The 25,780-nt window shown below is 73.7% G+C and carries 24 protein-coding genes; 13 read left to right on the top strand and 11 right to left on the bottom strand.

Annotated elements, in window-relative coordinates; translation table 11 throughout:
* Positions 1–31 precede the first annotated feature (31 nt).
* A complete protein-coding gene (cobC, locus tag AC5WAM_RS31765; protein WP_495519637.1) occupies positions 32–1,642 on the top strand; it encodes an Rv2231c family histidinol phosphate aminotransferase CobC in 1,611 nt (536 codons plus the stop codon).
* 646 nt (positions 1,643–2,288) lie between these two features.
* On the opposite strand, the gene AC5WAM_RS31760 is transcribed toward cobC, so the two are convergent.
* Together AC5WAM_RS31760 and AC5WAM_RS31755 are read right to left on the bottom strand one after the other, a co-directional pair.
* Entirely contained in the window at positions 2,289–3,212 is a 924-nt protein-coding gene (locus AC5WAM_RS31760; RefSeq protein WP_495519636.1) for an SCO1860 family LAETG-anchored protein, read from the bottom strand.
* Positions 3,213–3,568: 356 nt separating this feature from the next.
* Positions 3,569–4,657 carry an amidohydrolase family protein gene (locus AC5WAM_RS31755; RefSeq protein ID WP_495519635.1) on the bottom strand — a complete coding sequence of 363 codons (1,089 nt, stop codon included), beginning with the start codon at positions 4,655–4,657 and terminating at the stop codon, positions 3,569–3,571.
* Between the two features lie 98 nt (positions 4,658–4,755).
* Between AC5WAM_RS31755 and AC5WAM_RS31750 the strand changes: the two genes are divergently transcribed.
* From AC5WAM_RS31750 to thpD, 5 genes are all read left to right on the top strand, one after another.
* Entirely contained in the window at positions 4,756–5,859 is a 1,104-nt protein-coding gene (locus AC5WAM_RS31750; protein ID WP_495519634.1) for a pyridoxal-phosphate-dependent aminotransferase family protein, read from the top strand.
* Positions 5,860–6,244: 385 nt separating this feature from the next.
* Positions 6,245–6,802 carry a diaminobutyrate acetyltransferase gene (ectA, locus tag AC5WAM_RS31745; protein ID WP_495519633.1) on the top strand — a complete coding sequence of 186 codons (558 nt, stop codon included), beginning with the start codon at positions 6,245–6,247 and terminating at the stop codon, positions 6,800–6,802.
* 81 nt (positions 6,803–6,883) lie between these two features.
* Positions 6,884–8,155, top strand: a complete 1,272-nt coding sequence (ectB, locus tag AC5WAM_RS31740) for a diaminobutyrate--2-oxoglutarate transaminase (protein ID WP_495519632.1) — start codon at positions 6,884–6,886, stop codon at positions 8,153–8,155.
* Between the two features lie 56 nt (positions 8,156–8,211).
* Positions 8,212–8,616 (top strand): ectoine synthase, encoded by a 405-nt coding sequence (locus AC5WAM_RS31735; RefSeq protein WP_366792381.1) that lies wholly within the window; start codon positions 8,212–8,214, stop codon positions 8,614–8,616.
* Positions 8,617–8,679: 63 nt separating this feature from the next.
* Positions 8,680–9,579, top strand: a complete 900-nt coding sequence (thpD, locus tag AC5WAM_RS31730) for an ectoine hydroxylase (protein WP_495519631.1) — start codon at positions 8,680–8,682, stop codon at positions 9,577–9,579.
* A gap of 52 nt (positions 9,580–9,631) precedes the next feature.
* Here thpD and AC5WAM_RS31725 read toward each other — a convergent pair whose 3' ends face one another.
* Positions 9,632–10,693, bottom strand: coding sequence for an alkene reductase (locus tag AC5WAM_RS31725; RefSeq protein ID WP_495519630.1), 1,062 nt, complete (start codon positions 10,691–10,693; stop codon positions 9,632–9,634).
* 190 nt (positions 10,694–10,883) lie between these two features.
* On the opposite strand from AC5WAM_RS31725, the gene AC5WAM_RS31720 reads away from it, so the two are divergent.
* Positions 10,884–11,378 (top strand): MarR family winged helix-turn-helix transcriptional regulator, encoded by a 495-nt coding sequence (locus tag AC5WAM_RS31720; protein ID WP_495519629.1) that lies wholly within the window; start codon positions 10,884–10,886, stop codon positions 11,376–11,378.
* On the opposite strand, the gene AC5WAM_RS31715 is transcribed toward AC5WAM_RS31720, so the two are convergent.
* The 3 genes from AC5WAM_RS31715 to AC5WAM_RS31705 form a co-directional block, all read right to left on the bottom strand.
* Positions 11,368–12,459 (bottom strand): aminotransferase class V-fold PLP-dependent enzyme, encoded by a 1,092-nt coding sequence (locus AC5WAM_RS31715; RefSeq protein ID WP_495519628.1) that lies wholly within the window; start codon positions 12,457–12,459, stop codon positions 11,368–11,370. The two genes, AC5WAM_RS31720 and AC5WAM_RS31715, sit on opposite strands and share 11 nt — an antisense overlap.
* 113 nt (positions 12,460–12,572) lie before the next feature.
* Entirely contained in the window at positions 12,573–13,322 is a 750-nt protein-coding gene (locus AC5WAM_RS31710) for a DsbA family oxidoreductase (protein ID WP_495523683.1), read from the bottom strand.
* 54 nt (positions 13,323–13,376) lie between these two features.
* Positions 13,377–13,787, bottom strand: coding sequence for a winged helix-turn-helix transcriptional regulator (locus AC5WAM_RS31705; RefSeq protein WP_495519627.1), 411 nt, complete (start codon positions 13,785–13,787; stop codon positions 13,377–13,379).
* A gap of 62 nt (positions 13,788–13,849) precedes the next feature.
* Here AC5WAM_RS31705 and AC5WAM_RS31700 point away from each other — a divergent pair, with 62 nt between their 5' ends.
* Positions 13,850–14,968: a Gfo/Idh/MocA family protein gene (locus tag AC5WAM_RS31700; RefSeq protein WP_495519626.1), complete on the top strand. Its 1,119-nt coding sequence runs from the start codon at positions 13,850–13,852 to the stop codon at positions 14,966–14,968.
* An 88-nt stretch (positions 14,969–15,056) separates the two neighbouring features.
* Here the strand turns inward: AC5WAM_RS31700 and AC5WAM_RS31695 are convergent, their stop codons facing one another.
* Together AC5WAM_RS31695 and AC5WAM_RS31690 are read right to left on the bottom strand one after the other, a co-directional pair.
* Positions 15,057–15,683, bottom strand: coding sequence for a DUF1349 domain-containing protein (locus tag AC5WAM_RS31695; RefSeq protein WP_366792374.1), 627 nt, complete (start codon positions 15,681–15,683; stop codon positions 15,057–15,059).
* 4 nt (positions 15,684–15,687) lie between these two features.
* Positions 15,688–17,217, bottom strand: a complete 1,530-nt coding sequence (locus AC5WAM_RS31690; RefSeq protein WP_495519625.1) for an aldehyde dehydrogenase (NADP(+)) — start codon at positions 17,215–17,217, stop codon at positions 15,688–15,690.
* A gap of 166 nt (positions 17,218–17,383) precedes the next feature.
* Here AC5WAM_RS31690 and AC5WAM_RS31685 point away from each other — a divergent pair, with 166 nt between their 5' ends.
* The 5 genes from AC5WAM_RS31685 to AC5WAM_RS31665 all read left to right on the top strand — a co-directional run bounded on the left by AC5WAM_RS31685 (position 17,384) and on the right by AC5WAM_RS31665 (position 22,752).
* Positions 17,384–18,157, top strand: coding sequence for an IclR family transcriptional regulator (locus AC5WAM_RS31685; protein ID WP_138959035.1), 774 nt, complete (start codon positions 17,384–17,386; stop codon positions 18,155–18,157).
* A gap of 108 nt (positions 18,158–18,265) precedes the next feature.
* The gene (locus AC5WAM_RS31680) at positions 18,266–19,267 is read left to right on the top strand and encodes a hypothetical protein (protein WP_495519624.1); all 1,002 of its coding nucleotides are present in this window, start codon (positions 18,266–18,268) and stop codon (positions 19,265–19,267) included.
* Positions 19,264–20,538: a sensor histidine kinase gene (locus AC5WAM_RS31675; protein WP_495519623.1), complete on the top strand. Its 1,275-nt coding sequence runs from the start codon at positions 19,264–19,266 to the stop codon at positions 20,536–20,538. The genes AC5WAM_RS31680 and AC5WAM_RS31675 overlap by 4 nt, the downstream gene beginning before the upstream one ends.
* 42 nt (positions 20,539–20,580) lie before the next feature.
* Positions 20,581–21,240: a response regulator transcription factor gene (locus tag AC5WAM_RS31670; RefSeq protein ID WP_495519622.1), complete on the top strand. Its 660-nt coding sequence runs from the start codon at positions 20,581–20,583 to the stop codon at positions 21,238–21,240.
* Positions 21,241–21,303: 63 nt separating this feature from the next.
* A complete protein-coding gene (locus AC5WAM_RS31665) occupies positions 21,304–22,752 on the top strand; it encodes a peptidoglycan D,D-transpeptidase FtsI family protein (RefSeq protein ID WP_495519621.1) in 1,449 nt (482 codons plus the stop codon).
* 23 nt (positions 22,753–22,775) lie between these two features.
* On the opposite strand, the gene AC5WAM_RS31660 is transcribed toward AC5WAM_RS31665, so the two are convergent.
* The 3 genes from AC5WAM_RS31660 to AC5WAM_RS31650 form a co-directional block, all read right to left on the bottom strand.
* On the bottom strand, positions 22,776–23,510 hold the full coding sequence (locus AC5WAM_RS31660; protein WP_495519620.1) for a CPBP family glutamic-type intramembrane protease: 735 nt from the start codon (positions 23,508–23,510) through the stop codon (positions 22,776–22,778).
* Positions 23,511–23,632: 122 nt separating this feature from the next.
* Positions 23,633–24,271, bottom strand: a complete 639-nt coding sequence (locus AC5WAM_RS31655) for a TIGR03086 family metal-binding protein (protein WP_495519619.1) — start codon at positions 24,269–24,271, stop codon at positions 23,633–23,635.
* Positions 24,272–24,378: 107 nt separating this feature from the next.
* The gene (locus AC5WAM_RS31650) at positions 24,379–25,767 is read right to left on the bottom strand and encodes a S28 family serine protease (protein WP_495519618.1); all 1,389 of its coding nucleotides are present in this window, start codon (positions 25,765–25,767) and stop codon (positions 24,379–24,381) included.
* Between the last annotated feature and the right edge of the window lie 13 nt (positions 25,768–25,780).

The following is a 25,780-nucleotide window of genomic DNA, read 5'->3' as shown; positions in this document are numbered from 1 at the left end:
CGCCCGCCGCCTTCCCACGAGAGGAGCCCTCATGGCCGACCGCCCGGCGGGCCGCGCCCCCGAGCCCGGTGACCGGGCTCCCGCGCCGCGGCCGCCCGCCGTCGTCGTGGGGGTCGGCGCCGGCCGGGGCGTCCCGGCCGCCGAGGTTCTCGGTCTCGTACGGGAGTGTCTGCGCGAGGCGGGCCTCTCGCCGCTGTCCGTACGGGAGTTGGCGACCGTCGACACCAAAAGGGGCGAGGCCGGCGTCGTCGGGGCCGCGGCGCGGCTCGGGGTGCCGCTGGTGACGTACCCGGCGCACGAGCTGGCCGGCGTCGCGGTGCCGAATCCGTCCGGCGCGCCGCTCGCCGCCGCCGGTACGCCGTCCGTGGCGGAGGCCGCCGCCCTCGCCCGGGGCGGGGAACTCCTGGTCCCCAAGCGGAAGTCGGCGAGGGCGACGTGCGCGGTGGCGCGCCCGGCGCGGGGCCCCGCGCCCCCGCCGAACCCCCCGCTCACTCCCCCTCCCCTTCCCTCCCTCATTCCCTCTCCCCTTCCGACTCCGACGAAAGGCACCGTCATCACGGCCATGGACTTGAGCACGGACACCACGGCGGCCGGGGCCGCGGGCGGCGACGTCGACCTGCGGCACCACGGCGACGCGGAGGTGCGCGGGCGGGACGACCTCGTCGACCTGGCCGTCAACGTCCGCTCCGACACGCCTCCTTCCTGGCTGAAGCAGCACATCGCGGCCTCCCTCGACGGCCTCGCCGCCTACCCCGACGGCCGGGCGGCACGGGCCGCGGTGGCGGCGCGGCACGGCGTGGAGCCGGAGCGGGTGCTGCTCACGGCGGGTGCCGCCGAGGCCTTCGTGCTGCTCGCGCGGGCGCTGCCGGTGCGGCGGCCGGTGGTGGTGCATCCGCAGTTCACGGAGCCGGAGGCCGCGCTGCGGGACGCCGGGCACACGGTGGAGCGGGTGCTGCTGCGGGCCGCGGACGGCTTCCGGCTGGACCCGGCGGCGGTCCCCGACGACGCGGACCTGGTCGTCGTGGGCAACCCGACCAACCCGACGTCGGTCCTGCACCCCGCCGACGGTCTCGCCCGCCTCGCCCGCCCCGGGCGGGTGCTCGTGGTGGACGAGGCGTTCATGGACGCGGTGCCCGGTGAGCGGGAGGCCCTCGCCGGGCGCGTCGACGTGCCCGGGCTCGTGGTGCTGCGCAGCCTCACCAAGACGTGGGGCCTCGCCGGGCTGCGCATCGGGTACGTCATCGCCGCCCCGGAGACGATCGGGGTCCTGGAGCGGGCGCAGCCGCTGTGGCCGGTGTCGTCGCCCGCCCTGGCGGCGGCCGAGGCCTGTGTGGCGCCGCGCGCGCTCGCCGAGGCGGGGCACGTGGCGCACCGGGTCGCCGCCGAGCGGCAGCACCTGGTGGCCGGGCTCAGGGCGCTGCCCGGGGTGGAGGTGGTGGGACCTGCCGAGGGGCCCTTCGTCCTGGTCCGCCTTGCCGGGGCGGCGACCGTCGTACGGGAACGGCTGCGGGAGGAGGGGTTCATGGTGCGGCGCGGCGATACGTTTCCTGGCCTGGGGCCCGACTGGATGCGGGTGGCGGTGCGCGACCGCCCCACCACGGAAGCCTTCCTCCGCGCCCTCCCGAAGGTCAGGCCCCGCTGACGCGGGGCCTTCCCACCCACCCACCCACCCGTGACTCGGCACCGAACAGCGCGGGGCCGGGCCGCGCGTGTACGGGGTGCGTGGGCACGAAGCGCTGCGCGGCGGACGGCTCGGGCATGAGGTGCGGGTCGACGGGCGGCCGGGCCGTGAGGCGCCGAGCGATGGGCGGGCGGGAGAGGGCCGCCGCGGAGCGGCGGGATTGGGGCCCGGCCGTGAAGCGCCCAGGAACGGGCGGGCGGGTGCGAAAGCACCGCCGCGGAGCAGCGGGGATGGGGCCCCGCCAAGAGGCGCCCAGGAACGGACGGGCGGGCGGGAAAGCACCGCCGCGGAGCAGCGGGATTGAGGCCCCGCCAAGAGGCGCCCAGGAACGGGCGGGCGGGTGCGAAAGCACCGCCGCGGAGCAGCGGGGATGGGGCCCCGCCAAGAGGCGCCCAGGAACGGGCGGACGGGCGGGAAAGCACCACCGCGGAGCAGCGGGATTGAGGCCCCGCCGTGAAGCGCCCAGGAACGGGCGGGCGGGTGGGAAAGCTCCCGCGTCAGTGGGGCCCGGCCAGGAGGTGCCGAGCAGCACAAGAAGCCCGCGCCAGGGCGGAAGGGGGGCGCCGCCCCGAGGCCGAGGCCCCGGTTCAAGGCGCCCCCGCCAGAGTCAGCGGCGACGGGTGTAGGCCAGGACCCCGCCCCCCGCCAGGAGCAGCACCACCGCCCCGCCGGCCACGTAGGGCGTCATGGAGGACCCCCCGGTCTCCGCGAGGTCGTCGGTCTGCTTGGGTGCCTCCCGCCGCGCGGTGACGGGCTCGGCGGGCTTGCCGCCCTGCGGCTCGGGCAGCGGCTTGGCCCCGGGCCCGGGGGCCTCGCAGCTCGCCCCCGCCAGGGTCACCGCGCCCTTGACCGCGGCGACCCCGAGCTTCAGCGGGTCGACGGACACCTGGAGCCGGAGCGCGGTCGCGGCGGCCGTACGGGACGTGGTGCGGGTCGACGAGAGGTCGAGGCGGACCTCGCCGACGCCGGGGACGGACACCTGGGTCGTGCCCGCGGACTTGACGCTGACCTTCTTGCCGAGGACGGTCACGCCGCCGAGGAACGTCGAGGAGGCCACGGGCCGCTTGCCCGCCGTGCACACGGCCTTGGAGGTGATCTGGTCGACCTCCACCAGCGGGAGCAGCGGCAGGCCGGGCACGTGCACCTTGGCCCGGGCGACGTTGCTGTAGCCCTGGGCGGTGCCGCCCTTGACGGTGGCGCGCGCGGTGGCGACGTCGGCCCGGAACACGCTGAACGGCTGCCCGCCCTCGACGCCGTCGAGCTTCGCGGTGAGGGTGGTCCTGCTGGCGCTCGCGGGCGCGCTCACCTCGTTCAGGGTGACGTTGAGCGGCGCCCGTACGGTCTTGTTGAGCAGGGAGACCTCAAGGCCGGTGCGGAGCACGACGGCCCCGGCGCGGCCGCCTCGGTGGTCGTCCGTCGCGTGCGCGGTGCCCGCGGTGCCGAGCGCCGCGGGACCGGCGGCGACCACGGTGGCGGCGGCGAGCGCGCCGATGCGGCGCGTGGGCAGGCGGCGGAAGGCGTTGCTGGTCAAGGTGGTGGAACCCCCACATGAGTCTTGAAGGCGCCGCCGCGCACGCCACACGGGGACATCGCGTGCGCGGGGCGCCACTGATGCCGGTGTGCGCCGGGAGGCGCCGCCGACTCCGGCATCTTTACGCACTGAGAGTGAACGGTCAGCAACCTGGCGTGAGTTCACTCCATCGGGAGGTTTCCGCCCCTGCTTTCGAATCGGCTGACACGGACGTTCCCCCCAGCCCCCCGCATCACGGCGGCCCGCCGGGCACGGAGCACGACGACAGGCAGCGGAACCCAGACCAACGACCCTGCCGCCCCATCCGTCACCGTCCGTCAACAACGCGTGCGGTGCGGGCTCTTCACCTCGTGCCGTCAGCCCACGACCCGGCCGTCGAGCACCACGCGCCGGGGCGCCGTGAGCACGCGCACGTCGGCCCGCGGGTCGGCCTCGTACACGACGAGGTCGCCGGGCGCGCCCTCGACGAGTCCGGGGCGCCCCAGCCAGGCCCGCGCGCCCCAGGTCGTGGCGGCGAGGGCGGCGACGGCGGGGATGCCCGCCTTGGTGAGTTCGGCGACCTCGCCGCCGATCAGGCCGTGCGCGAGGGAGCCCCCGGCGTCGGTGCCCGCGTACACCGGCACCCCGGCGTCGTACGCGGCCCGGACGGTGTCGTAGCGGCGCTCGTGGAGGCGGCGCATATGGGCCGCCCACCGGGGGAACTTCTTCTCGCCACCGGCGGCGAGCTGCGGGAACGTCGCGATGTTCACGAGGGTCGGGACGATCGCGACGCCCCGCTCGGCGAACAGCGGGATGGTGTCCTCGGTCAGGCCCGTCGCGTGCTCGACGCAGTCGATGCCCGCCTCGACGAGGTCGCGCAGCGAGTCCTCGGCGAAGCAGTGCGCGGTGACGCGGGCGCCGAGCCGGTGCGCCTCGGCGATCGCCTCCCGCACGGCGCCGCGCGGCCAGCACGCGGTGAGGTCGCCCGCCTCGCGGTCGATCCAGTCGCCGACGAGCTTGACCCAGCCGTCGCCGCGGCGGGCCTCCCGCGCGACGTACGCGGTGAGGTCGCCGGGCTCGACCTCGTGCGCGTAGTTGCGGATGTAGCGGCGGGTGCGGGCGATGTGGCGGCCCGCCCGGATGATCTTCGGCAGGTCCTCGCGGTCGTCGATCCAGCGGGTGTCGGACGGCGAGCCCGCGTCGCGCAGGAGCAGCGCGCCCGCGTCGCGTTCGGTGAGCGCCTGCTTCTCCGCCTCCTCGGCCGGGACGGCACCGTGGGCGTCGAGGCCGACGTGGCAGTGCGCGTCGACGAGGCCGGGCAGCACCCAGCCCTCGACCGTAACGGCGTCCCGCGCGGCGGGGCGTTCGAACGTCACCCGCCCGCCGACCACCCACAGCTCGTCCCGTACGTCCTCGGGCCCGACGAGCACCCGCCCCTTCACGTGCAGCACCGCGTGATCGCTCATGGACAGCAGCTTAGGAGGCGTAGGACCTGACCGGAGGGGCTCGGTAGGCTCGGTCGGACCAGCCCGTCCCGACGCAGCCCGAAGTGAGCCGAAGCACCATGACACACCCCCTTCTCGACCTGGCGCCGCTGAGCGCCGCGCACTTCGCCGCCATCGAGGACCGCGTCGCCCGGCTCCTGGACACCCGGCAGGACGTGGTGATCACGCAGGGCGAGGCGCTCCTTCCGCTGGAGGGCTGCATCCGGGGCGCCGCGCGGCCCGGCACCACCGCCCTCAACGTGATCACGGGCCCGTACGGACAGACCTTCGGCGACTGGCTCCGCGACTGCGGGGCGACGGTGGTCGACCTGGCGGTGCCCTTCCACACGGCGGTCACCGCCGCGCAGGTCGAGGAGGCCTTCGCCGCGCACCCCGAGATCGACTTCGTGTCCCTCGTGCACGCCGAGGCGGCGACCGGCAACACCAATCCGGTCGCGGAGATCGGCGAGGTCGTGCGCGCGCACGGCGCCCTGTTCATGCTGGACGCCGTCGCCTCCGTGGCGGCCGAGCCGCTGCTTCCGGACGCGTGGGGCGTGGACCTGTGCGTGATCGGCGCGCAGAAGGCCATGGGCGGGCCCGCGGGCGTGTCCGCGGTGTCGGTGAGCGAGCGGGCCTGGGAGCGGATCGCCGCCAACCCGCAGGCCCCGCGCCGCTCGTACCTGTCGCTGCTCGACTGGAAGCAGCGCTGGATCGACGGCGGCCGCAAGGCGCTCCTGCACGCGCCCGCGCAGCTGGAGATGCTCGCCCTGGAGGCGTGCCTGGAGCGGATCGAGTCGGAGGGCCTGGACGCCCTGATGGCGCGGCACACGACGGCCGCGGCGGCGACGCGGGCGGGCGCGGTGGCCCTCGGCGGGGGCCTGGAGCCGTACGTCCACGAGGCCCGGGACGCGGCGCCCGTCGCCACGACGCTGCGCGCGCCGCGCGGGGTCGACGCGGCCGAGCTGGTGGCCAGGTCCCTCGCGGCCGACCCGGTGCTCCCGCTGGTCACGGGCGGCGGGGCGCTGGCCAAGGAGATGATCCGGGTCAACCACTACGGCCCGGACGCCACGCGCGGCGTCGTACACGCGTCCCTGGCCGCGCTCGGCGCCGCGATGGGCGAGCTCGGGCTCGCCGTGGACCTGGAGGGGGCCCGCCGCGCCGTCACCGAGGCCTGGCAGGCCTAGCCCCTTCCCGCCGTGCTCCCCGTCCACTCGCCGCCCGCTCCGGGCCGGGTGGGCGGGGAAGTTTTTTATCCGAGGTATAGCCGGACGCTTTTCAGGCCCCTTTAACTCTGCCTTCATGAATTCCTTAAGAGAACAGCTTCCCGTATTCGTCTGCCCGCTTTCCCCACTCCTAAACACCAGGGTTTCGTCAGCGTAAATCGGTGCAATACGACGCTGTGACGCACTCCACATCGCGCCCGATTAGCCCGAAATAACCGGGGCGAATCGGGATATAAGCATGGCAGCTCCTGCGGGCGTACGCGCCTGCGCGATAACACATGTGAGTCCGCCATGTAACCCCTTCCCCCGATGCAATCCCAGAAATTGCTCGGTAAATTCAATCCGCATGACCGCTGCACAAGCCGATCTACCGACCGACCTGCAAGCGAATTTCCTCGGAATGCCCGACGGACTGCGACTCGACACTCCTGACGTCGCCGACGGCGCCGCGATCTGGCGCATCGCCCGCGACTCGAAGGCCCTCGACCTCAACTCCTCGTACAGCTATCTGCTGTGGTGCCGCGACTTCGCGGCGACCTCCGTCGTGGCCCGGGACCCCGACGGCGAGCCGGTCGGCTTCGTCACCGGCTACGTCCGCCCGGACGCGCCGCGCACCCTCGTCGTCTGGCAGACGGCCGTCGACCACGCGCACCGCGGCCGCGGTCTCGCCGCCGCGCTGCTCGACGGGCTGACCGCGAAGGTCGTCGGGGAGCGCGGGATCACCACCGTGGAGACGACCATCACGCCGGGCAACACCGCCTCCGAGCGCCTGTTCTCCTCGTACGCCCAGCGGCACGGCGCCGGTGTCGAGCGCACGGTCCTGTTCGACGCGGCCCACTTCCCCGGCGAGGACGACGGTCACGACCCCGAAGTCCTGCACGTCATCGGCCCGTTGGCCCCCTGAGCCGACCGGGCCCGCAGCACCGCCCTCCCCCGCTTGACCCCCTCACTCCCGCACGCCCCTTCATCTCCCAGGAGATTCGCTGTGACCATCACCCAGCCGGACCTGAGCGTCTTCGAGACCCTGGAGTCGGAGGTGCGCAGCTACTGCCGCGGTTGGCCCACTGTCTTCGACCGCGCGCAGGGCAGCCGCATGTACGACGAGGACGGCCACGAGTACCTCGACTTCTTCGCCGGTGCCGGGTCGCTCAACTACGGGCACAACAACCCCGTCCTGAAACGGGCGCTGCTCGACTATCTGGAGCGCGACGGCGTCACGCACGGCCTCGACATGTCGACGACCGCCAAGCGCGCCTTCCTGGAGTCGTTCCAGAACCTGGTCCTTCGCCCGCGCGACCTGCCGTACAAGGTCATGTTCCCGGGCCCGACGGGCACCAACGCGGTGGAATCCGCGCTGAAGCTGGCCCGCAAGGTCAAGGGCCGCGAGTCGATCGTGTCGTTCACGAACGCCTTCCACGGCATGTCGCTGGGCTCGCTCGCGGTCACCGGCAACGCCTTCAAGCGGGCGGGCGCCGGAATCCCGCTGGTGCACGGCACCCCGATGCCCTTCGACCACTACCTGGACGGCAAGGTCCCCGACTTCCTGTGGTTCGAGCGGCTCCTGGAGGACCAGGGCTCGGGCCTGAACAAGCCCGCCGCCGTGATCGTGGAGACCGTGCAGGGCGAGGGCGGCATCAACGTGGCGCGCGCCGAGTGGCTGCGTGCCCTCGAAGCCCTCTGCCGCCGCCAGGACATGCTCCTGATCGTCGACGACATCCAGATGGGCTGCGGCCGCACCGGCGCGTTCTTCTCCTTCGAGGAGGCGGGCATCTCGCCGGACATCGTCACCGTCTCCAAGTCCATCAGCGGCTACGGCCTGCCGATGGCGCTCACCCTCTTCAAGCCGGAGCTCGACGTCTGGGAGCCGGGCGAGCACAACGGCACCTTCCGCGGCAACAACCCGGCGTTCGTGACGGCCGCCGCCGCGCTGCAGACGTACTGGTCCGACGGGCCCGCGATGGAGAAGCAGACCCGCGCCCGCGGCGAGCAGGTCGAGCAGACGCTCGTCGCGCTCGTCGACGAACACCGCGCCGACATCGTGGAGTACCGGGGCCGCGGCCTGGTGTGGGGCATCGAGTTCCGCGACAAGGAGCGCGCCACCGCGGTGGCCCGGCGCGCCTTCGAGCTCGGCCTGCTCATCGAGACCTCGGGCCCCGAGAGCGAGGTCGTCAAGCTCCTGCCGGCCCTGACCATCACGGCCGACGAGCTCGACGAGGGCCTGCGCACCCTGACCCGCGCCGTCCGCGAGACGGCCTGACACCCCTCGTACGACCACCGAACTCGTACGACCAGCAAGAAAGGCAACGACTCACCGTGATCGTCCGCTCGTTCAAGGACATCGAAGGCACCGACCGGCACGTGAAGGCCAAGTCGGGCACCTGGGAGAGCAAGCGCATCCTGCTCGCCAAGGAGCGCGTCGGCTTCTCGCTGCACGAGACCATCCTGTACGCGGGTACGGAGACCGCCATGTGGTACGCGAACCACGTGGAGGCCGTGGTCTGCACCCGGGGCGAGGCGGAGCTCACCGACCACACCAACGGCGAGACGTACCGCATCACCCCCGGCACCATGTACCTGCTCGACGGGCACGAGAAGCACACGCTGCGCGTCAAGGAGGACTTCCACTGCCTGTGCGTCTTCAACCCGCCGGTGACGGGCCGTGAGGACCACGACGAGAACGGCGTCTACCCGCTGCTCACCGAGCCGGACCCGGCGTAGCGGAGCGACGCGCACCCCGACATCCCCCTACGGGCCGCAACGAGAGGAGAGGCAGGCACCACCATGACCACCGCACCCGAACGCACCGGCGATCTGTACCCGACCCGAGGCGCCCAGGAGGTGCTCGTCGAGCGCAAGGACCCCGTGGTGTGGTCCGCGCCGGGCACGCCGGGGCCGTTCACGGACGAGGACCTCGCGGGGTTCGACCGGGACGGGTTCCTCGCCGTCGAGCAGCTGCTCACGCCCGACGAGGTCGGCGTGTACCACGCGGAGCTCGAACGGCTGGTCAACGACCCCGGGATGCGTGCGAACGAGCGCTCCATCGTCGAGCCGCGGTCCCAGGAGATCCGGTCCATCTTCGAGGTGCACCGGATCAGTGAGGTCTTCGCGCGCCTGGCCGCCGACCCGCGCGTGGCGGGGCGGGCCCGGCAGATCCTCGGCTCGGACGTGTACGTCCACCAGTCGCGGATCAATGTGAAGCCGGGCTTCGGGGCCTCCGGGTTCTACTGGCACTCGGACTTCGAGACCTGGCACGCGGAGGACGGCCTGCCGAACATGCGGACCGTCTCGGTGTCGATCGCGCTCACCAGGAACCACGACACCAACGGCGGGCTCATGATCATGCCGGGCTCGCACCGGACGTTCCTGGGCTGCGCGGGCGAGACGCCGAAGGACAACTACAAGAAGTCCCTGCAGATGCAGGACGCGGGCACCCCGTCGGACGAGGCGCTGACCGGCCTCGCGGCCGAGTACGGCATCAAGCTGTTCACGGGCGCGGCGGGCTCGGCGACGTGGTTCGACTGCAACGCCATGCACGGCTCGGGCGACAACATCACGCCCTATCCGCGCTCGAACGTCTTCATCGTGTTCAACAGCGTGGAGAACACGGCGGTGGAGCCGTTCGCGGCGCCGGTGCGGCGGCCCGAGTTCATCGGCGCGCGGGACTTCACCCCGGTGAAGTGACCTCGCGCACGCGCGCAAGGGCCCGGCACCCCACGGTGCCGGGCCCTTGCGGTCAGAGCGCCGGGTAGTCCGTGTAGCCCTTCGCGTCGCCGCCGTAGAAGGTGGCGCGGTCGGGCTCGTTGAAGGGGCCGCCCGTCCGCAGGCGCGCCGGCAGGTCCGGGTTGGCGAGGAACAGGGAGCCGTAGGAGAGGAGGTCGGCGGTGCCGTCCTCGATGAGCGCCAGCTCGCCGGGCCCGGTCGGCCCCTCGGTGGCCGGGTTGAGGATGAAGGGTCCGTCGAAGCCCTTGCGCAGGGCGGTGACCAGCTCGCGGATCGGGCCGACCTCCATGACGTGCAGATAGGCCAGGCCGAGCGGGGAGAGCCGCTCGACGAGGGCGAGGTAGGTCTCGTCGGGGTCCGGCTCGTGGATGTCGTTGAGCGGGTTGCCGGGCGAGAGGCGGATGCCGGTGCGGGCCGCGCCGATCTCGGCGGAGACGGCCTCGGCGACCTCGACGGCGAAGCGGACGCGGTTCTCGACCGAGCCGCCCCACTCGTCGGTGCGCCGGTTGGAGCCCGGCGCGAGGAACTGGTGGATCAGATAGCCGTTGGCGCCGTGCAGCTCGACGCCGTCGAAGCCCGCCTCGATCGCGTTGCGCGCGGCGGCCACGAACTCGCCGACGGTGGCGCGCACCTCGTCGCCGGTCAGCTCGCGCGGGGTGACGTAGTCCTTGGGGCCCTCGTGCGTGTACACCTGGCCCTCGGCGGCTATCGGGGACGCGCCGACGGGCACGAGGCCGTCGGGCAGGAGCACCGGGTGGCCGATGCGGCCGGTGTGCATGAGCTGGGCGAAGATCCTGCCGCCCGCGGCGTGCACGGCGTCGGTGACCTTGCGCCAGCCCTCGACCTGCTCGTTGGTGTGCAGACCGGGGGTGTCGGGGTAGCCCTGGCCGACCGCCGACGGCTGGATGCCCTCGGTGATGACGAGGCCGGCGGTGGCGCGCTGCGCGTAGTACTCGGCGTTGAGGTCCGTCGGCACGCCGCCCGCCGCGGCCCTGCTGCGGGTCATCGGGGCCATCGCGATGCGGTTGGCGAGCGGGGTGCCGGCGAGGTCGATGGGGTCGAACGCGGTGGTCATGGCGGGCTCCAAAACATCCGTAGCTGGTCCTGGCCCACCATTCTTGGTCGGCCAAGTAATTCAACCGGGAGTCACTGTAACGCATTCCTTGGCCGACCAAGGTAATCTCGGTGGGGACGTCGCGAAGAGCGGGGGAAGGCGTCGACGACACCGGCCGACCGGACCGCCCGCACCGACGAGGAGCTGTGCCATGAAGACCGAAGCCGAGCGGGCCGAGCCCGCGTGTCCGTCCGCGGCCCGGGGCGGGCCCGTCAGCACCAGCATCGCCCGGGTCGCGCGGCTGCACCGCGTCGCCGCGGGCAAGCTCCTGAAGGACGCCGGCCTCTACCCCGGCCAGGAGCTCATGATGATGCACCTGTGGGAGTCGGGCGCCGTGCGCCAGTCGGAGCTCATCAGGATGGTCGAGCTCGACCCCTCGACGGTCACGAAGATGCTCCAGCGCCTGGAGCAGGCGGGACACGTGCGGCGCCGCCCCGACCCCGCCGACCGGCGGGCCGTGCTCGTCGAGGCCACGGACGACGACAACGGCCTGATGCAGGCCGTGGAGAGCGCCTGGACCGAGCTGGAGCAGCACACGCTCGCGGGCCTCGACCCGGACGAGCGCGCCCAGCTGGGGCGGCTGCTCTCCCGCGTCGAGGCCAATCTGTGCGTGGAGACGGCGGGCTGCCCGGAGGTCAGCCGCTGAGGGCGGCGAGCAGGCGGTCCACGTCCGCCGCCGTGTTGTAGAAGTGGAACGCGGCCCGCAGCTGGCCCGCACGGTCCGAGACCTCGATGCCCGCCGCGCTCAACTCGGGCTGCCGGGCGCCGAGTCCGGGCACCGCCACGATGGGCGAGCCCGGCGCGGGCACCGGTTCGAGGCCGAGCCCCGCGAGCCCGGCGCGGAAGCGGTCCGCGAGGGCCAGGTCGTGCGCGCCGATCGCGGCCACGCCGAGCTCCTCGACGAGCTCCAGACAGTGCCGGGCGCCCGCGTACGCGAGCAGGGCCGGGCTCTCGTCGAACCGGCGCGCGGAGTGGGCGAGTTCCTCGACCGGGCCGTAGCAGCTGTCCCAGGGACGCTCTCCCGCGACCCAGCCCGCGAGCACCGGGCGCAGACCGCCGAAGCCCTCGGACTCCTCCGGCACGACGAAGAACGCGACGCCGCGCGGGCAGGTGAGCCACTTGAACCCGACGGACGCCGTGAAGTCGGCCGTCGCGACGTGGTCGCCCAGGTCGCACCAGCCCACCGCCTGCGAGGCGTCGAGGTAGAGGCGGGAGCCGTGGGCGCGGACGGCCGCGCGCAGCGCGTCGAGGTCCACGATCCGGCCGTCGGCCGACTGCGCGACGCTGACCGCGACCAGGTCCGTGCCGGGGCGGACCGACTCGGCGAGCCGCTCCAGGGGCACGGCGCGCACCTTCAGGTCCGCGCGCATGTGGAAGGGGTTCACCGTCGAGCTGAAGTCGGCCTCGGCGGTGAGGACTTCGGCGCCCTCCGGCAGCGAGGCGGCGACCAGGCCGCTGTAGACGGCCACCGAGGCGCCCGCCGCGACCCGGCTCACCGGCACGCCGACGAGCCGTGCGAAGGCGGCGCGGGCCGCCTCCACGTCCGCGAACATGTCGGCCGGGCGGCCCCGCGCCACGGAGAGGGCGCCCTCGTGCATCGCGGTGACGGCACGGGCCGGGAGCAGGCCGGTGCTCGCGCTGTTCAGATACGTGGTGCGGGGAGCGAATGCGGAGCGTACGAGAGTCGGGTCGAGGCTCTGGCCGGTGCGCGGTCCGGTGGTCTCCATGGGATCACTGTGCCCGCTGGCCGCGCACCGGTCCATCGCGGATGCGTGAGCGGTACCGGTAAGCACCGCTGATCCGTGCACGCGCGGGCCCCGCGGCTCCCGGCCCCGTCGGGTCAGGCCTGCGGCACCGCGCAGCCGTCCGGGCCGCAGGCCTCCGCGTCCTGGCCGCCGGTGGCGACGCCGTCGCCGTCGCCGCCGCCGAGCACCGTCAGCGGCGACCGGCTGTCCCAGGCCTGCTCCAGGGCCTGCTCGAACACCTCGGCGGGCTGGGCGCCGGAGACGCCGTACTTGCGGTCGAGGACGAAGAACGGCACGCCGTTCGCGCCGAGCTCGGCGGCCTCGCGCTCGTCGGCGCGCACGTCGTCGGCGTAGGCGGCCGGGTCGGCGAGGACCGCGCGGGCCGCCTCGGGGTCGAGGCCCGCCTCGGCGGCGAGGGCGACGAGGCGCTCGGCGTCGTCGAAGACCGACTGCTCCTCGGCGAAGTTCGCCCGGTACAGGGCGGCGATCAGCGCGTCCTGCCGGTCGGCGCCCGCGGCCTTGGCGAAGTGCAGCAGGCGGTGCATGTCGAAGGTGTTGCCGTGGTCGCGGCCCTTGGTGCGGTAGGTGAGGCCCTCCGCGCCCGCCTGCGCGCCGACGCCTTCCTCGGCCGCCTCGGCCTGCGCCCGGGACATCCCGTACTTGCGCTCCAGCATGGTGATCACGGGTGTGGTGTCGCCCTTGGCGCGGTGCGGGTCGAGCTCGAAGGAGCGGTGCACCACCTCGACGGCCTCGCGGTGCGGGAAGTCCGCGAGCGCCCGCTCGAAGCGGGCCTTGCCCACGTAGCACCAGGGGCAGGCGATGTCGCTCCAGATCTCGACGCGCATGTTCTGACTCATCTCCAGGTCGGACGATACGGAGACGGCCTCCGCTCCTGGGGTTCAACCCGCGGCGGGCCCCGTCCATTCCTCGGGCCGGGTGAAATGTTCCGTGTTCGCCCGGATCCAGGTGCGCAGGTGGGCCAGCGGCTCCAGGGCGCCCCGGCCGAGCGCGGTCAGCTCGTACTCGACGCGGGGCGGCACCTCGGCGTGGACGGTGCGCAGCACCAGGCCGTAGTCCTCCAGGCGCCGCAGCGTCCGCGTGAGGACCTTGGGGCTGATCCCCTCCAGCGTGCGGCGCAGCTCGCCGAAGCGGCGCGGCCCGTCGGCGAGGGCCGTGATCGCGAGGCCCGTCCACTTGTTGGCGAGCAGCTCGAAGATCTCCCGGCCGGGGCACAGCAGGCCGTAGATGTCGTGCCTGTACGTGGCGTCCATCCGAGCGCCGACGGGGGAAACACCGCTCTGACCTGTCATGGTTTCCAGAATATAGTTGGGGCCCTTGCGGGTGATCAGGGGTCCGCTCCTACGTTTCGGCCATGGAGATCCGCACCCAGAACCCCGTCCGGACCGGCATCGTCGGTCTGTCCGCCCGCGGCGGCTGGGCCCCGCAGTCGCATCTGCCCGCCCTGGCCCGGCTCGACGGCTACGACCTGCTCGCCCTTGCCGCGTCGAGCCCCGAGTCCGCCCGCGCCGCCGGCGCGCGCTACGGCGTCCCGCGCGCGTACGGCAGCGCCCGCGAGCTCGTCCGCGACCCCGACGTCGACCTCGTCGTGGTCAGCGTCCGCGTGCCGCTGCACCGCGAGGTGATCCTGGCGGCGCTCGCGGCGGGCAAGGCCGTCCTGTCGGAGTGGCCGCTCGGCAACGGCCTCGCGGAGGCCGAGGAGCTGGCCGCCGCCGCGGCGGCCGCGGGCGTGCGCACGTTCGCCGGGCTCCAGGCGCGCTCGGCGCCCGCCGTGCGGTACCTGCGCGACCTGGTCGCCGACGGCTTCGCCGGTGAGGTCCTGTCCACGAGCCTCGTCGCGTCGGGGCGCCGCTGGGGCCCCACCTTCGAGCCGGGCGGCGACTACCTCCTGGACCGGGCCAACGGCGGCACGATGCTCACCATCCCCTTCGGCCACACCGTTGACGCCCTGGCCATGGTGCTCGGGGAGTTCACCGAGGTCTCGGCGACCACGGCGACCCGGCGCCCGCTCGTGCGCGAGGAGGGCTCGGGGCGCACCGCCGCCATGACGGCCGACGACCAGATCGCGGTGAGCGGACGGCTGACCTCCGGCGCCGTCGCCTCCGTGCACTTCCGGGGCGGGCTCGCCCGCGGCACCACCTTCCACTGGGAGATCAACGGCACGGACGGCGACCTGGTGGTCACCGGCGACCACGGGCACCTCCAGCAGGCCCGCCTCACCGTGCGCGGCGCCCGGGGCACGGACGGCGCCCTGCGGGAACTGCCCGTGCCGGAGCGGTACTTCGACGTGCCCGCGCTGGACGACGTGCGCGGCGAGGTGCCGTACAACATCGGCGTCCAGTACACGGAGGTCCTGCGCGACCTGCGCGAGTCCACTTCGGGTGTGCCGGACTTCGCCCACGCGGCCCGGCGGCAGCGGCTGCTCGACGGGATCGAGCGGGCCGCCGCCACGGGTTCGCGCGTTGTGCTGTGACCGGACAACTGCGGCTTCGTTGTGGCTGGTCGCGCAGTTCCTCGCGCCCCTTACGGGGCGCTTGCCCCTCAGGACGGGCGCTTTCCCCTCAGGAACCGTCCCTCAGGGCCTTCGGCCAGTTGGGGCGGAACTCGATGTGGTCGAAGGTCACCACGCAGCCCTCGCCCTGGGGTGACTGCGCGAGGAAGCCGACGAGCGCCGCGCCGGCGGAGTCCGCGTCGCCGAGCTGGAAGATGCGGACGAACGTCCAGTGCGCGCCGTCCGTCGACGCGTGGAAGGCGAACGCCGTGCCGGTGCGGCTGATCCGCAGCCATACGTGGGAGCCGTCGACCACGAAGGCGTTGGCGTCGTCGGAGCGGCCCCGGGTGACGACGGTGCAGATCGTGGGCAGGTCCGGGGAGCGCTCGAAGCAGAGCTTCGCCCACTCCCGTTCGCCGACGTGCAGATAGAGCACGCCCGCGTCGAAGGCGGCCGCGAAGCCGACCGTGACGCGGGCGATCAGCTGGAAGTCCCCCTCGGGCGCGCCGAGCAGCCGGGGCGCGTCGGACGCGGGGTCCAGGGCCTCGCCGGTGGGGGGCACGAAGCGGTCCTGACGGGGGCCCGCCCAGCCGGTGAGCACCCCGTCCTCGTAACCCCAGTCCCCGTCGGGCCCGTACGGTCTGAGCGGGAAGGGCAGTTCGGGCAGCGCGAGGCTGCCGGTGTCCTTGGCGTTCATGCCGTCAGTGTTCCAGGCGGCCGTCGTAACGGCGGGGCAGTCCCAGGGGATTGGCGTCGTGGAGCTCCGGCGGGAGGAGCGCCTGGGGGGTGCTCTGGTACACGACGGGGCGCAGCCAGCGCTCGATGGCGGTGCCGCCGACGGAGGTGGAGGTGCTGGTCGTCGCCGGGTAGGGGCCGCCGTGGTGCTGCGCGGGGGCCACGGCGACGCCGGTGGGCCAGCCGTTGACGAGGACGCGGCCCGCGAGCGGCGTCAGTTCGGCGAGCAGTTCGGTGCCGCGGCCCTCGCCCGCGGCCTCGTCGGCCGAGAGCTGCACGGTCGCCGTGAGGTTGCCGGGGAGCCGGGCGAGCACGGCGGTGATCTCCTGCCGGGACGCGTAGCGGGCGACGACGGTGACCGGGCCGAAGCACTCCTCCAGGAGCAGGTCGTGCTCCCCCGCCGCGGCCAGGCGTGCCGCGGGGACGGTGAGGAACCCGGCCGCCACCGTGTGCTCGCCGCCCGCGCCCGGGGTCACCGGCGCGCTCACGTCCGGGAGTCCGGCGCGCTCGGCGACCCCGGCGACGAAGGCGTCGCGCATGCGGTGGTCGAGGAGCACGCCCGGTTCACCGTCGCTGACGGCGTCGGTGAGGGACTTCACCAGGCGGTCGCCGTCCGCTCCCTCGGGGACGAGGACGAGGCCGGGCTTCACGCAGAACTGGCCGACGCCGAGCGTCATCGAGCCCGCGAGGCCGGTGCCGATCTGCTCGGCGCGCTCGGCGGCCGCGGCCTCGGTGACGACGACCGGGTTGAGCGAGCCCAGCTCGCCGTGGAAGGGGATCGGCACCGGGCGCGCGGCCGCCGCGTCGAAGAGGGCGCGGCCGCCGCGCACCGAACCGGTGAACCCGGCGGCGGCGACCAGCGGGTGCCGGATCAGTTCGAGGCCCGCGTCGAAGCCGTGCACCAGGCCGACGACCTCGCGCGGCAGGCCGTGCTCGGCGGCCGCGCGGCGCAGCACGGACGCGACGAGCTCGGAGGTGGCCGGGTGGTCGGGGTGCGCCTTGACGACGACGGGGCAGCCCGCGGCGAGCGCGCTCGCGGTGTCGCCGCCGGGCACGGAGAAGGCGAAGGGGAAGTTGGAGGCCCCGTAGACGGCGACGACTCCGAGCGGGACCCGGTAACGGCGCAGGTCGGGGGTGGGGGGCGTGGTGCTCGCGTCGGGGTGGTCGATGACGACGCCCAGATAGGCGCCCTCGTCGAGGACGTCCGCGAAGGCGCGCAGCTGGAAGCGGGTGCGGGTGAGCTCGCCGCCGAGCCGGACCGGGCCGAGCGCGGTCTCCGCGTCGGCGGCCTCCACCAGCGGGCCCTCGGCACCGCCCAGGAGGTCCGCGGCGGTGCGCAGGAAGGCCGCGCGGGTCGCGCGGTCCGTGAGGGCGGCGCGCGCCGCGTGCGCCGCGGCGACGGTCCGGCCGACCTCCTCGGCCGTGGCTTCGACGGCGACCTGCTCGCGCCGCTTCCCGGTTCGGGGGTCGACGCTCCACACTGGTGCTGCTGCCACCGGGGGTCCTCCAGGCTTCCCAGAAATCCACGATTGACGTGCCGTTGCCGCCGCCGTTCGCTCCTCACCCACCAGGGCCGTTCGATATACTGAACGCCGTCTCCCATGGTGAATCCGGCGGGGACAGTGGAGACTATTTCTCGTCGCACGTGAGGGGTCAAGGGCGATGGCGGCTGCTGAGACGGGCGGGGGCGCGCAGGTCAAGTCCGCGGTGCGGACGGTGGAGTTGCTCGAGTTCTTCGCGGGCCGCCCCGGCATGCACTCCCTGGCCGACGTCCAAGAGGCGGTCGGCTACCCGAAGTCCAGCCTCTACATGCTGCTGCGCACCCTCGTCGAGCTGGGCTGGATCGAGACCGACGCCACCGGCACGCGGTACGGCATCGGGGTGCGGGCCCTGCTCGTCGGCACGTCGTACATCGACGGCGACGAGGTCGTCGCGGCGGCCCGGCCCACGCTCGACCGGCTCTCGGACGACACCACCGAGACGATCCACCTCGCGCGGCTCGACGGCACGAACGTGGTGTATCTGGCCACCCGCCAGTCCCAGCACTATCTGCGCCCGTTCACGCGCGTGGGCCGCAGGCTGCCCGCGCACTCCACCTCGCTCGGCAAGGCGCTGCTCGCCACCCACACCGACGAGCAGGTGCGCAAGCTCCTGCCGGAGACGCTGCCGTCCCTGACCGAGAACACGATCACCGACCGCGAGCAGCTCATCGAGGAGCTGCGCACCGTGCGGGAACAGGGCTTCGCCGTGGACCGCGAGGAGAACACCCTCGGCCTGCGCTGCTTCGGCGTGGCGATCCCCTACCGCACGCCCGCGCGGGACGCGATCAGCTGCTCCGTGCCGGTGGCCCGGCTCACGCCCGCGCACGAGCAGATGGTCAAGGACGCCCTCTTCGACGCCCGCGACCGGCTCACCCTGGCCACGCGGCGGCTCTGACCTCCTCTTCGACCTCCTCTTCGGCGGCGGGCCGCCTCCCCCGCGCGGCGGAGGCGGTTCGTCGCCGGGCAGGAGGTGGCGCGATCCGCCGCGCGCCAGCCTGGAGGCATGACCCAGATCCTCGTCCCCGCCTCCGGTCTCCCCGCCGCCGACAGGACCGGCCGGACCCGCCGCGTCCTGCGCGCCGTCGCCATCGTCTCCTGCCTGCCGTACCTGTCCCTGAAAGCGGCCTGGATCGCCGGCAGCCACATCGGCATCCCGGAGGGCAGCGCGCTGCTCGACCACCGCGGCGTCATCGTCGCCGCCAACACCCTGACCGTGCTCATGGACGCGGCCGTGATCGTCCTCGCGCTGCTGCTCACCCGGCCCTGGGGGCACCGCGTCCCGGCGTGGCTGCTCGCCCTGCCGATGTGGGCGGCCACCGGACTGCTCGCGCCGATCATGGCCGGGTTCCCGGCGCAGCTCGCGGTGCGGGCGCTCGGCGGCTCGGTGAACAGCGCCGAGGACACCGGCCGCGAGCCGTTCCTCGACGAGTGGGTCTTCGGGGTGGTGTACGGCGGCTTCATCCTCCAAGGCCTCAGCCTGGGCCTGCTGTTCGCCGGTTACGCACGCGACCGCTGGGGCCACGTGTGGCGCGGCCGGGTGGCGGGGCTCGCGGCTCCCGGCCGGGGCGCGCGGTGGTGCGCGCTCGCCGCGGCGGTCCTCGCGCTGTACCCGGCGACCCTGCGGCTCCTGTGGGCGAGCGGTTCGACGCTCGGCCTCAACGCGTCCCGGGCCGCGGAGCGCACCAGCGACTTCTACGTCCTGCAGACACTGGAGGCCTGCTACCTCGCGGCGGCCGCGGCGGGCGCCCTGGCGCTCGCCTTCCGGTGGGGGCGCGCGCTGCCCGTGCGGGTGCCGCTGGCGCTCGCCTGGCTGGGGTCGGGGGCGGTGGCGTGCTGGGGCGCCTGGCTGCTGATCGCCTCGCTCGGGCCCGCGGCCGACGCGGCCGAGCAGCCGACGACGGCCATGGTCCTGTCCTACGCTGTGCAGATGATCATCGGAACGCTCGTGGCCACCGTCGGCGTGCGCCTGCTCAAGGAGCGCGCGGGCGGCGGTGGAGCCGCGTGAGACGCGTCGGCTCCGCCCTGCTCGGGCGGCGGGCGCGCCGCCGGTGGATCCATCTGGTCCTCGGCGGCGCGCTCGCCATGCCGTACGTCTTCGTGGGGTCGATCCTGTCGGGCCCGCTCTTCGGCGACGACCGGTTCTTCGGCTCGTTCTCCGCCCAACTCCTCGCGTTCGCCATCGGGTTGCCGCTGGCCGCGGTCACCGCGCTGTTCCCGCTGACCCGGCCCATGTCGGTGGCGGCGGTGCGGGCGCTGTGCGGGGTGCCGGACGAGGCGCTGGCCGACGGGCCGCCGCGCACCCGCCAGGAGCGCGAGCGCACGGCCCTGTGGTTCACGCTGCACCTCGGGTTCGGCGGGATCATCAGCGGGATGACGCTCGGGCTCGTGCCGTTCGCGGCGTTCCAGCTCGTGCTGCCCCTCGCCGTGGGCGGGTGGGACTCCTGGCTCGGTCTCCCCGATCGCCTCCGCGGCCCCTGGACGCTGGTCCTCGCACCGGTCTCGGGCACGGCGTGCCTCCTCGTGCTCGCCGGGTGCGCGGCGGTCGCCGGCGGGCTGCTCGCGCGGTGGGCGCCACTGCTGCTCGGGCCCACGCACGCCGACCGGCTGGCCGCCGCCGAGCAGCGCGCCGCCGACCTCGCCGTGCGCAACCGCCTAGCCCGCGAGCTGCACGACTCCGTGGGCCACGCGCTGAGCGCGGTCACGCTCCAGGCGAGCGCCGCCCGCCGGGTCCTCGACCACGACCCGGAGTTCGTGCGCGAGGCCCTCGCCGCCATCGAGGACACCACCCGGCGCACCGTCGGCGAGCTGGACGCGGTCCTCGGCGTCCTGCGCGAGGGCGACCAGCGGGCCTCGACGGCCCCCGCGCCCACGCTCGCCGCCGACCTGGACGGCCTGCTGCGCCGCACCCGCGCGGGCGGCCTGCGCGTGAAGGCCGCCGTCGCCCTCGGCCCCGGCGGCGCCGACGCGCTGCCGCCGATGGTGTCCCGCGAGGCCTACCGCATCGTGCAGGAGGCCCTCAGCAACGCCCTCAAGCACGGCGGCGCCGACACCGCCGTGACGCTGCGGATCACGCGCGACGACACCGGCCTCGACCTGAGCGCCGAGAACCCGCTGCCGTCGGCGCCGCCCGACACCACGGCCGACCGGACCGGCGGCGGCCACGGCCTGCGCGGCATCGCCGACCGGGCCCGGCTGCTCGGCGGCACCACCACCTCCGGGCCCGAGGCCGGGGTGTGGCGGCTGCGCGTACGCCTGCCGCTGCGACCGCCCGCCTGACCGCCCGCCCGCTGCCCGCGTGACCCACCTGGAGGCCCGCCCATGACCGACACCCCGCTGCGCATCGTGCTCGCCGACGACGAACGCATGGTGCGCACGGCGCTGCGCGTCATCCTCACCGCCGAGCCCGACCTGGAGGTCGTCGGCGAGGCGGCGACCGGCGCCGAGGCGGTGTCCGTCGTCCGGGAGCTGCGGCCCGACGTGGTCCTGATGGACGTGCGCATGCCGGAGGTCGACGGCATCCGCGCCACGGAGCAGATCCTCCAGACGATGGCGGAGCCGCCGCGCGTCGTGGCCGTCACCACCTTCGAGAACGACGCGTACGTGTACGAGGCGCTCCGCGCCGGGGCGTCCGGCTTCCTGCTCAAGCGGGCCGACGCGGACTCCCTGGTGCAGGCGGTGCGCCTGGTCGCGCGCAGCGACTCGCTGCTGTTCCCCGCGGCCGTGCGCGCCCTGGCCGCCGAACACGCGCGGGCCACGACCGCGCAGGCCCCCTGGGTGGCCCGGCTCACCGGGCGCGAGCGCGAGGTCCTGAGGCTGATGGCGGCCGGGCTCACCAACGCCGAGATCGCCGGGCGCATGGAGGTGGGCCCGGCGACGGTCAAGACGCACGTGGCGGCGGTCCTCGCGAAGACGGGCGCCCGGGACCGCACGCAGGCCGTGATCGCGGCGTACGAGGCGGGCTTCATGAAGAACGCCTGAGAAACAGGACACATCCCTCCAAGCCGGGAACGTCCCGGCCCCGGATGCTCGTCCTTGTCAGGGATGAACAAGACGATCAGGCACACCGCGGTCTTCACGCTGCTCCTGGTGGTCGCGCTGCTTGTGCGGGCCACCTGGGTGCAGTTCCACGACTCGAAGGCGCTCGCGGAGGACAAGCTGAACAAACGGAACGCGATCAGGACCTACGCGAACCCGCTCGGCGACATCATCGTGGCCGGTGAGTCCGTCACCGGCTCCAAGCGCACGTCGGGCGGCGACCTGGCGTACAAGCGCACGTACAAGGACGGGCAGCTGTACGCGTCCGTCACCGGCTACAGCTCGCAGGTGTACGGCGCCACGCAGCTGGAAGGCATCTACAAGGACCTCCTGGACGGCAGCGACAACCGGCTGAAGAACCCGCTCGACACGCTCACCAACAAGCGTGCCGACCCCGGTGACGTCGTGACCACCATCGACCCGGCCGTCCAGAAGGCCGGGTACAAGGCGCTCGGCGGCAAGAAGGGCGCCGCCGTCGCCATCGACCCCAAGACCGGCAAGATCCTCGGGATGGTCTCCACGCCGTCGTACGACCCGTCGAAGATCAGCGGCTCCAACGACGGCGACGCGTGGAAGGCGCTCACCGGCGACGAGGACAAGCCGATGGTGAACCGCGCGCTGCGCCAGCCGCTGCCGCCCGGCTCGACCTTCAAGCTGGTGGTCGCGGCGGCCGCCCTGGAGGACGGCCTGTACGACTCGGTCGACCAGAGGACCGACAGCCCGGACCCGTGGACGCTGCCCGGCACGCGCACGTCCATCCCGAACGAGGTCAAGTCCGCGCCCTGCGAGAACGCCTCGCTGCGCACCGCGCTCCAGTGGTCGTGCAACAACGTCTTCACCAAGCTCGCCGTCGACCTCGGCCAGGACAAGCTGCGGGCCCAGGCGGAGAAGTTCGGCTTCAACGCGGAGAAGCTGGACGTGCCGGTGCGCGCGGGCGTCAGCCTCTACCCGAAGGACATGGACAAGGCGAGCACCGGCCTCACCGGCATCGGCCAGTTCGACGTGACCGCGACGCCGCTGCAGATGGCCATGGTGTCGGCCGCGATCGCCAACGGCGGGGAGCTGAAGTCCCCGCACATGGTCTCCAAGACCACGACCGCCGACGGCGACGTCCTGAAGAACTACGACGAGGACACCGGCTCGGAGCGCGTCGTCAGCGAGTCCACCGCCGATCAGCTCGCGTCCGCGATGCAGTCGGTCGTCGAGAAGGGCACGGCGACGAACGCGCGCATCAGCGGGGCGACCGTGGGCGGCAAGACGGGCACCGCCCAGCACGGCGAGAACAACAGCAAGACGCCGTACGCCTGGTTCACGTCCTACGCCAAGGGCTCCGACGGCAAGGAGGTCGCCGTCGCGGTCATCGTCGAGTCCTCCGACGCGGCCCGCTCCGAGGTCAGCGGCAACGGCCTGGCGGCCCCCATCGCCACGGCCATGATGCGGGCCGCGCTGCGCTGAGGCCCGCGCCCCCTACGGGGCGCTCACGCCGTGCCGCGCCGCGCGTACGGCAGGTCGGGCGCGGGGATCGTCAGGTCGCGCACGGAGAGCATGACGTGCACGGCGACGGGGAGCAGCAGGCTGCCGGTGGCCAGGTACAGGCCGGTGAGCAGGGTCCCGAAGAGGGCGAAGACGAGCACGCCCGTGCCGCCCTGGTACCACCCGGCGAGCGCGTACACGACGAGCGACAGCGCGGCGGCCGCGTACAGCGGCAGGCCGAGGGCGCCGACGCCGAAGGCGATGAGCAGGCCGCGGTAGACGAACTCGGCGCAGATCCCGTCGGTCACGGCGGCGGCGACGGCGAGCCGCCGCTCCCGCGCGGTGCGCGGGAGCATGGCCTCGATGGCGGCGCGGCCGGGGATGTGCTTGCCCTGCCTGGCCAGCTCCTGGAAGTGGCGGCTCGACGCGGCGGCGGCGACGCCGAAGAGCAGGACGACCGGCACCGTGTACGGCACGTCGTCGGGCAGCGTGACGCCGAAGTCGGCCGCGGCGGCGCCGGGCGAGAGCAGCGGCACCGCCACGGCCAGCGCGGCCAGCCCCCACCAGGCGGCGATCACGTGTCCGAAGTAGCGGACGAGGGCGCCCGGTTCGGTGGCGCGGCGGCGTGCGAGCGAGCCGTACATGCGACGCCCCAGCCAGGGCTCGCCGAGCAGCAGATAGGCGGCGAGCGCGCCCCCGACTGCCGTGGCGGCCACCGAGAGGTCGGGCGAGATCGACATGGGTCCCCCTGGACGATGTACGTGCGCACACGGCGTATGGATGTGTACTGGCTGGTCAGAGCCAGACCGTAGGGTCAACTGGTCCGTTGCGCAAACCATCTCGGGGAGCCGGGCGCCCCGGGCTAGGGGTGCCAGAGCGGGTCGCGGCCGCTGAGCGCGACGACGCGGTCCAGGAGGGAGGCCTCCGGCGGGACGGGCACCGGCGGCCCGAAGAGCGAGCCCCGCGCCGCCGGGCCCTCGGCGTCGGTGGCGGACAGCATCGCGTGGGCGACGCCGAGGCAAGCCGCGTCCGGCACGTACTCCTGGCCGGTGGCCCGCGCCAGGTCCCAGCCGTGCACGACGAGTTCGTCGACGGCGACGACCCCGGCCACCTCGCCGGGCAGGTCGACGCCGCCCGCCCGGGTCTGCCCGGTCCACGCGGCGGAGTCGCGCCACACCTCCGCCAGCTCGGCGAGGCGGCGCGGCAGCTCGTCGCGCCAGTCCGCGTCGATGTCGGGCAGCCTGCTCGACGGGTCGGTGTCGGTGCGCGCCCCGAGGTCCTTGCGCGCGGCGTCGGTGAACGCGGCGGCGAGCGCGACGAGGTGGCCGAGCAGATGGCGCACGGCGTAGTCGGGGCAGGGCGTCGGCCCGTCCAGCTGGTCGTCGGTCACCCCCACGGCCAGGCTCGCCACCAGGCGCGCCTGCGGCCTCAGGTCCGGCAGCTCGTGCGGCTCCCCCGCGGGGTCCACCGCGTCCGGCAGGGGGTTCGTGGTCTCGGGCATGGCCGTCTCCTTCACGCTGGGAAGCTCGCCCCGGTGGGGCCCTCTCCTTGACGTGACTGCCCCGGCGGCCGGAATTCATCGCCGCCGGGGCCCGGCTGTCGCGGCGGTTACTTCACGTCCGCCCAGCGCTTGATCGTCGCGACGACCTGGGACTGCTGGGGCTCGGGCAGCTTCGCGATGGACGCGCCGTGGTTGGCGCCCGGCACCACGTAGCGGTGGGAGTCGCGGTGGCTCGGGGTGAACTTCTCCGCGCTCCACGGGTCGTTCTCGCCGTAGATGAACATCATCCGCTGGCCCCGGGTCTTCACCCAGCGGTCGACGTCGGCGATGGTCGCGTTGTTGTACGTGCCCCGCATGGCGGCGGGCAGGACCGAGTTCGGCTGGTAGATGTCCGGGTAGTGGCGCACGCCCTTGAGGTGCTTGAACTTCAGGTCGGCCCAGCCGAGCTGGGTGGCGGCCTGGCGGTAGTAGGGGCCGGAGCTGTTCACGCCGAGGTCCTCGTCGTAGTAGACGCTCAGGCCGTGCCCCTTGGACCAGGAGTAGAGCTCGTCGTCCGTGGCCTTCTTCGCGTCGGGCACGGTGGCGCAGTTGTCGACGCTGCCCGACTGCCAGAAGTTCCACACCTGGTCGAGGACCGCGAACTCGTACGCGCGGTCGGTCGTGCCGAGCGTCTCCTCGAAGGTCTGGCCGTTGGCCTTGGCGTCCGCCTCGAACTTGGGCAGGAGCGCGTCGCGGCGCACGAGCATCTCGCGCTGCACGGCGTTCAGGGCCGCGCGGCACTCCTTGGTGCCGACGGTCTCGAAGAAGCGCTCGTAGCCGGAGTCGTCCCGGTTGTTCTTGTCGTTGGGCGCGACGAACGCGACCACGGCGTCCAGGTCCTCGGGGTAGAAGCGCTCGTGGTACGTGGCCGTCATGCCGCCCTTGCTGGCGCCGGTGCCGATCCACTTGCCCCGCTCGATGCCGCGCAGGGCCTGGGTGACGCGGTGCTCGTCGGCCGCCTCCTGCTGGACGGTCATCTTCGTCCAGTCGTCGCCCGCCGCGCCCTGGGGGCGGGACTGGAGGAAGTAGCGGTGTTCGAGGCTGACCTGGTTGGCGTCCAGGAGCCGGGTGACGGCGGTCGTGCCGGAGGCGATGCCGTAGCCGGTGGTGTACAGGACGGTCGGCCGGTCCGTCGACTTGTGCCACAGCGTCAGGCGCTGGGTGAAGGACGCCTTGTGCGGGCGCTCGTGGTCGACCGGCTGACGGTAGGTCAGGGTGTAGAAGGGGTAGCCCTCCTTGTCCGCCACGGAGACGACCGTCATCCCCGGTATCTCCTCCAGGCGTTCGCGGATGTCCTCCGCGGTGGCTCTCGCCGAGGTGTCGGCCCGCCCGGATCCGGCCCTGGCCTGCGCCTGCGCCGCCCCGTCCTGCGCGGTCGCCGTGCCCGCGGTGGCGAGCACCGCGGCGCCTGCCGTGAGTCCGGCACAGACCAGCGCGGATATCCCCTTGTTGCGCACGTTGTCTCCCCTG

Source organism: Streptomyces sp. JLYT201 (genome assembly GCF_059448825.1).
Note: the sequence above shows the minus strand (reverse complement) of the source record. Positions and strands in the feature narration are given on the sequence as shown.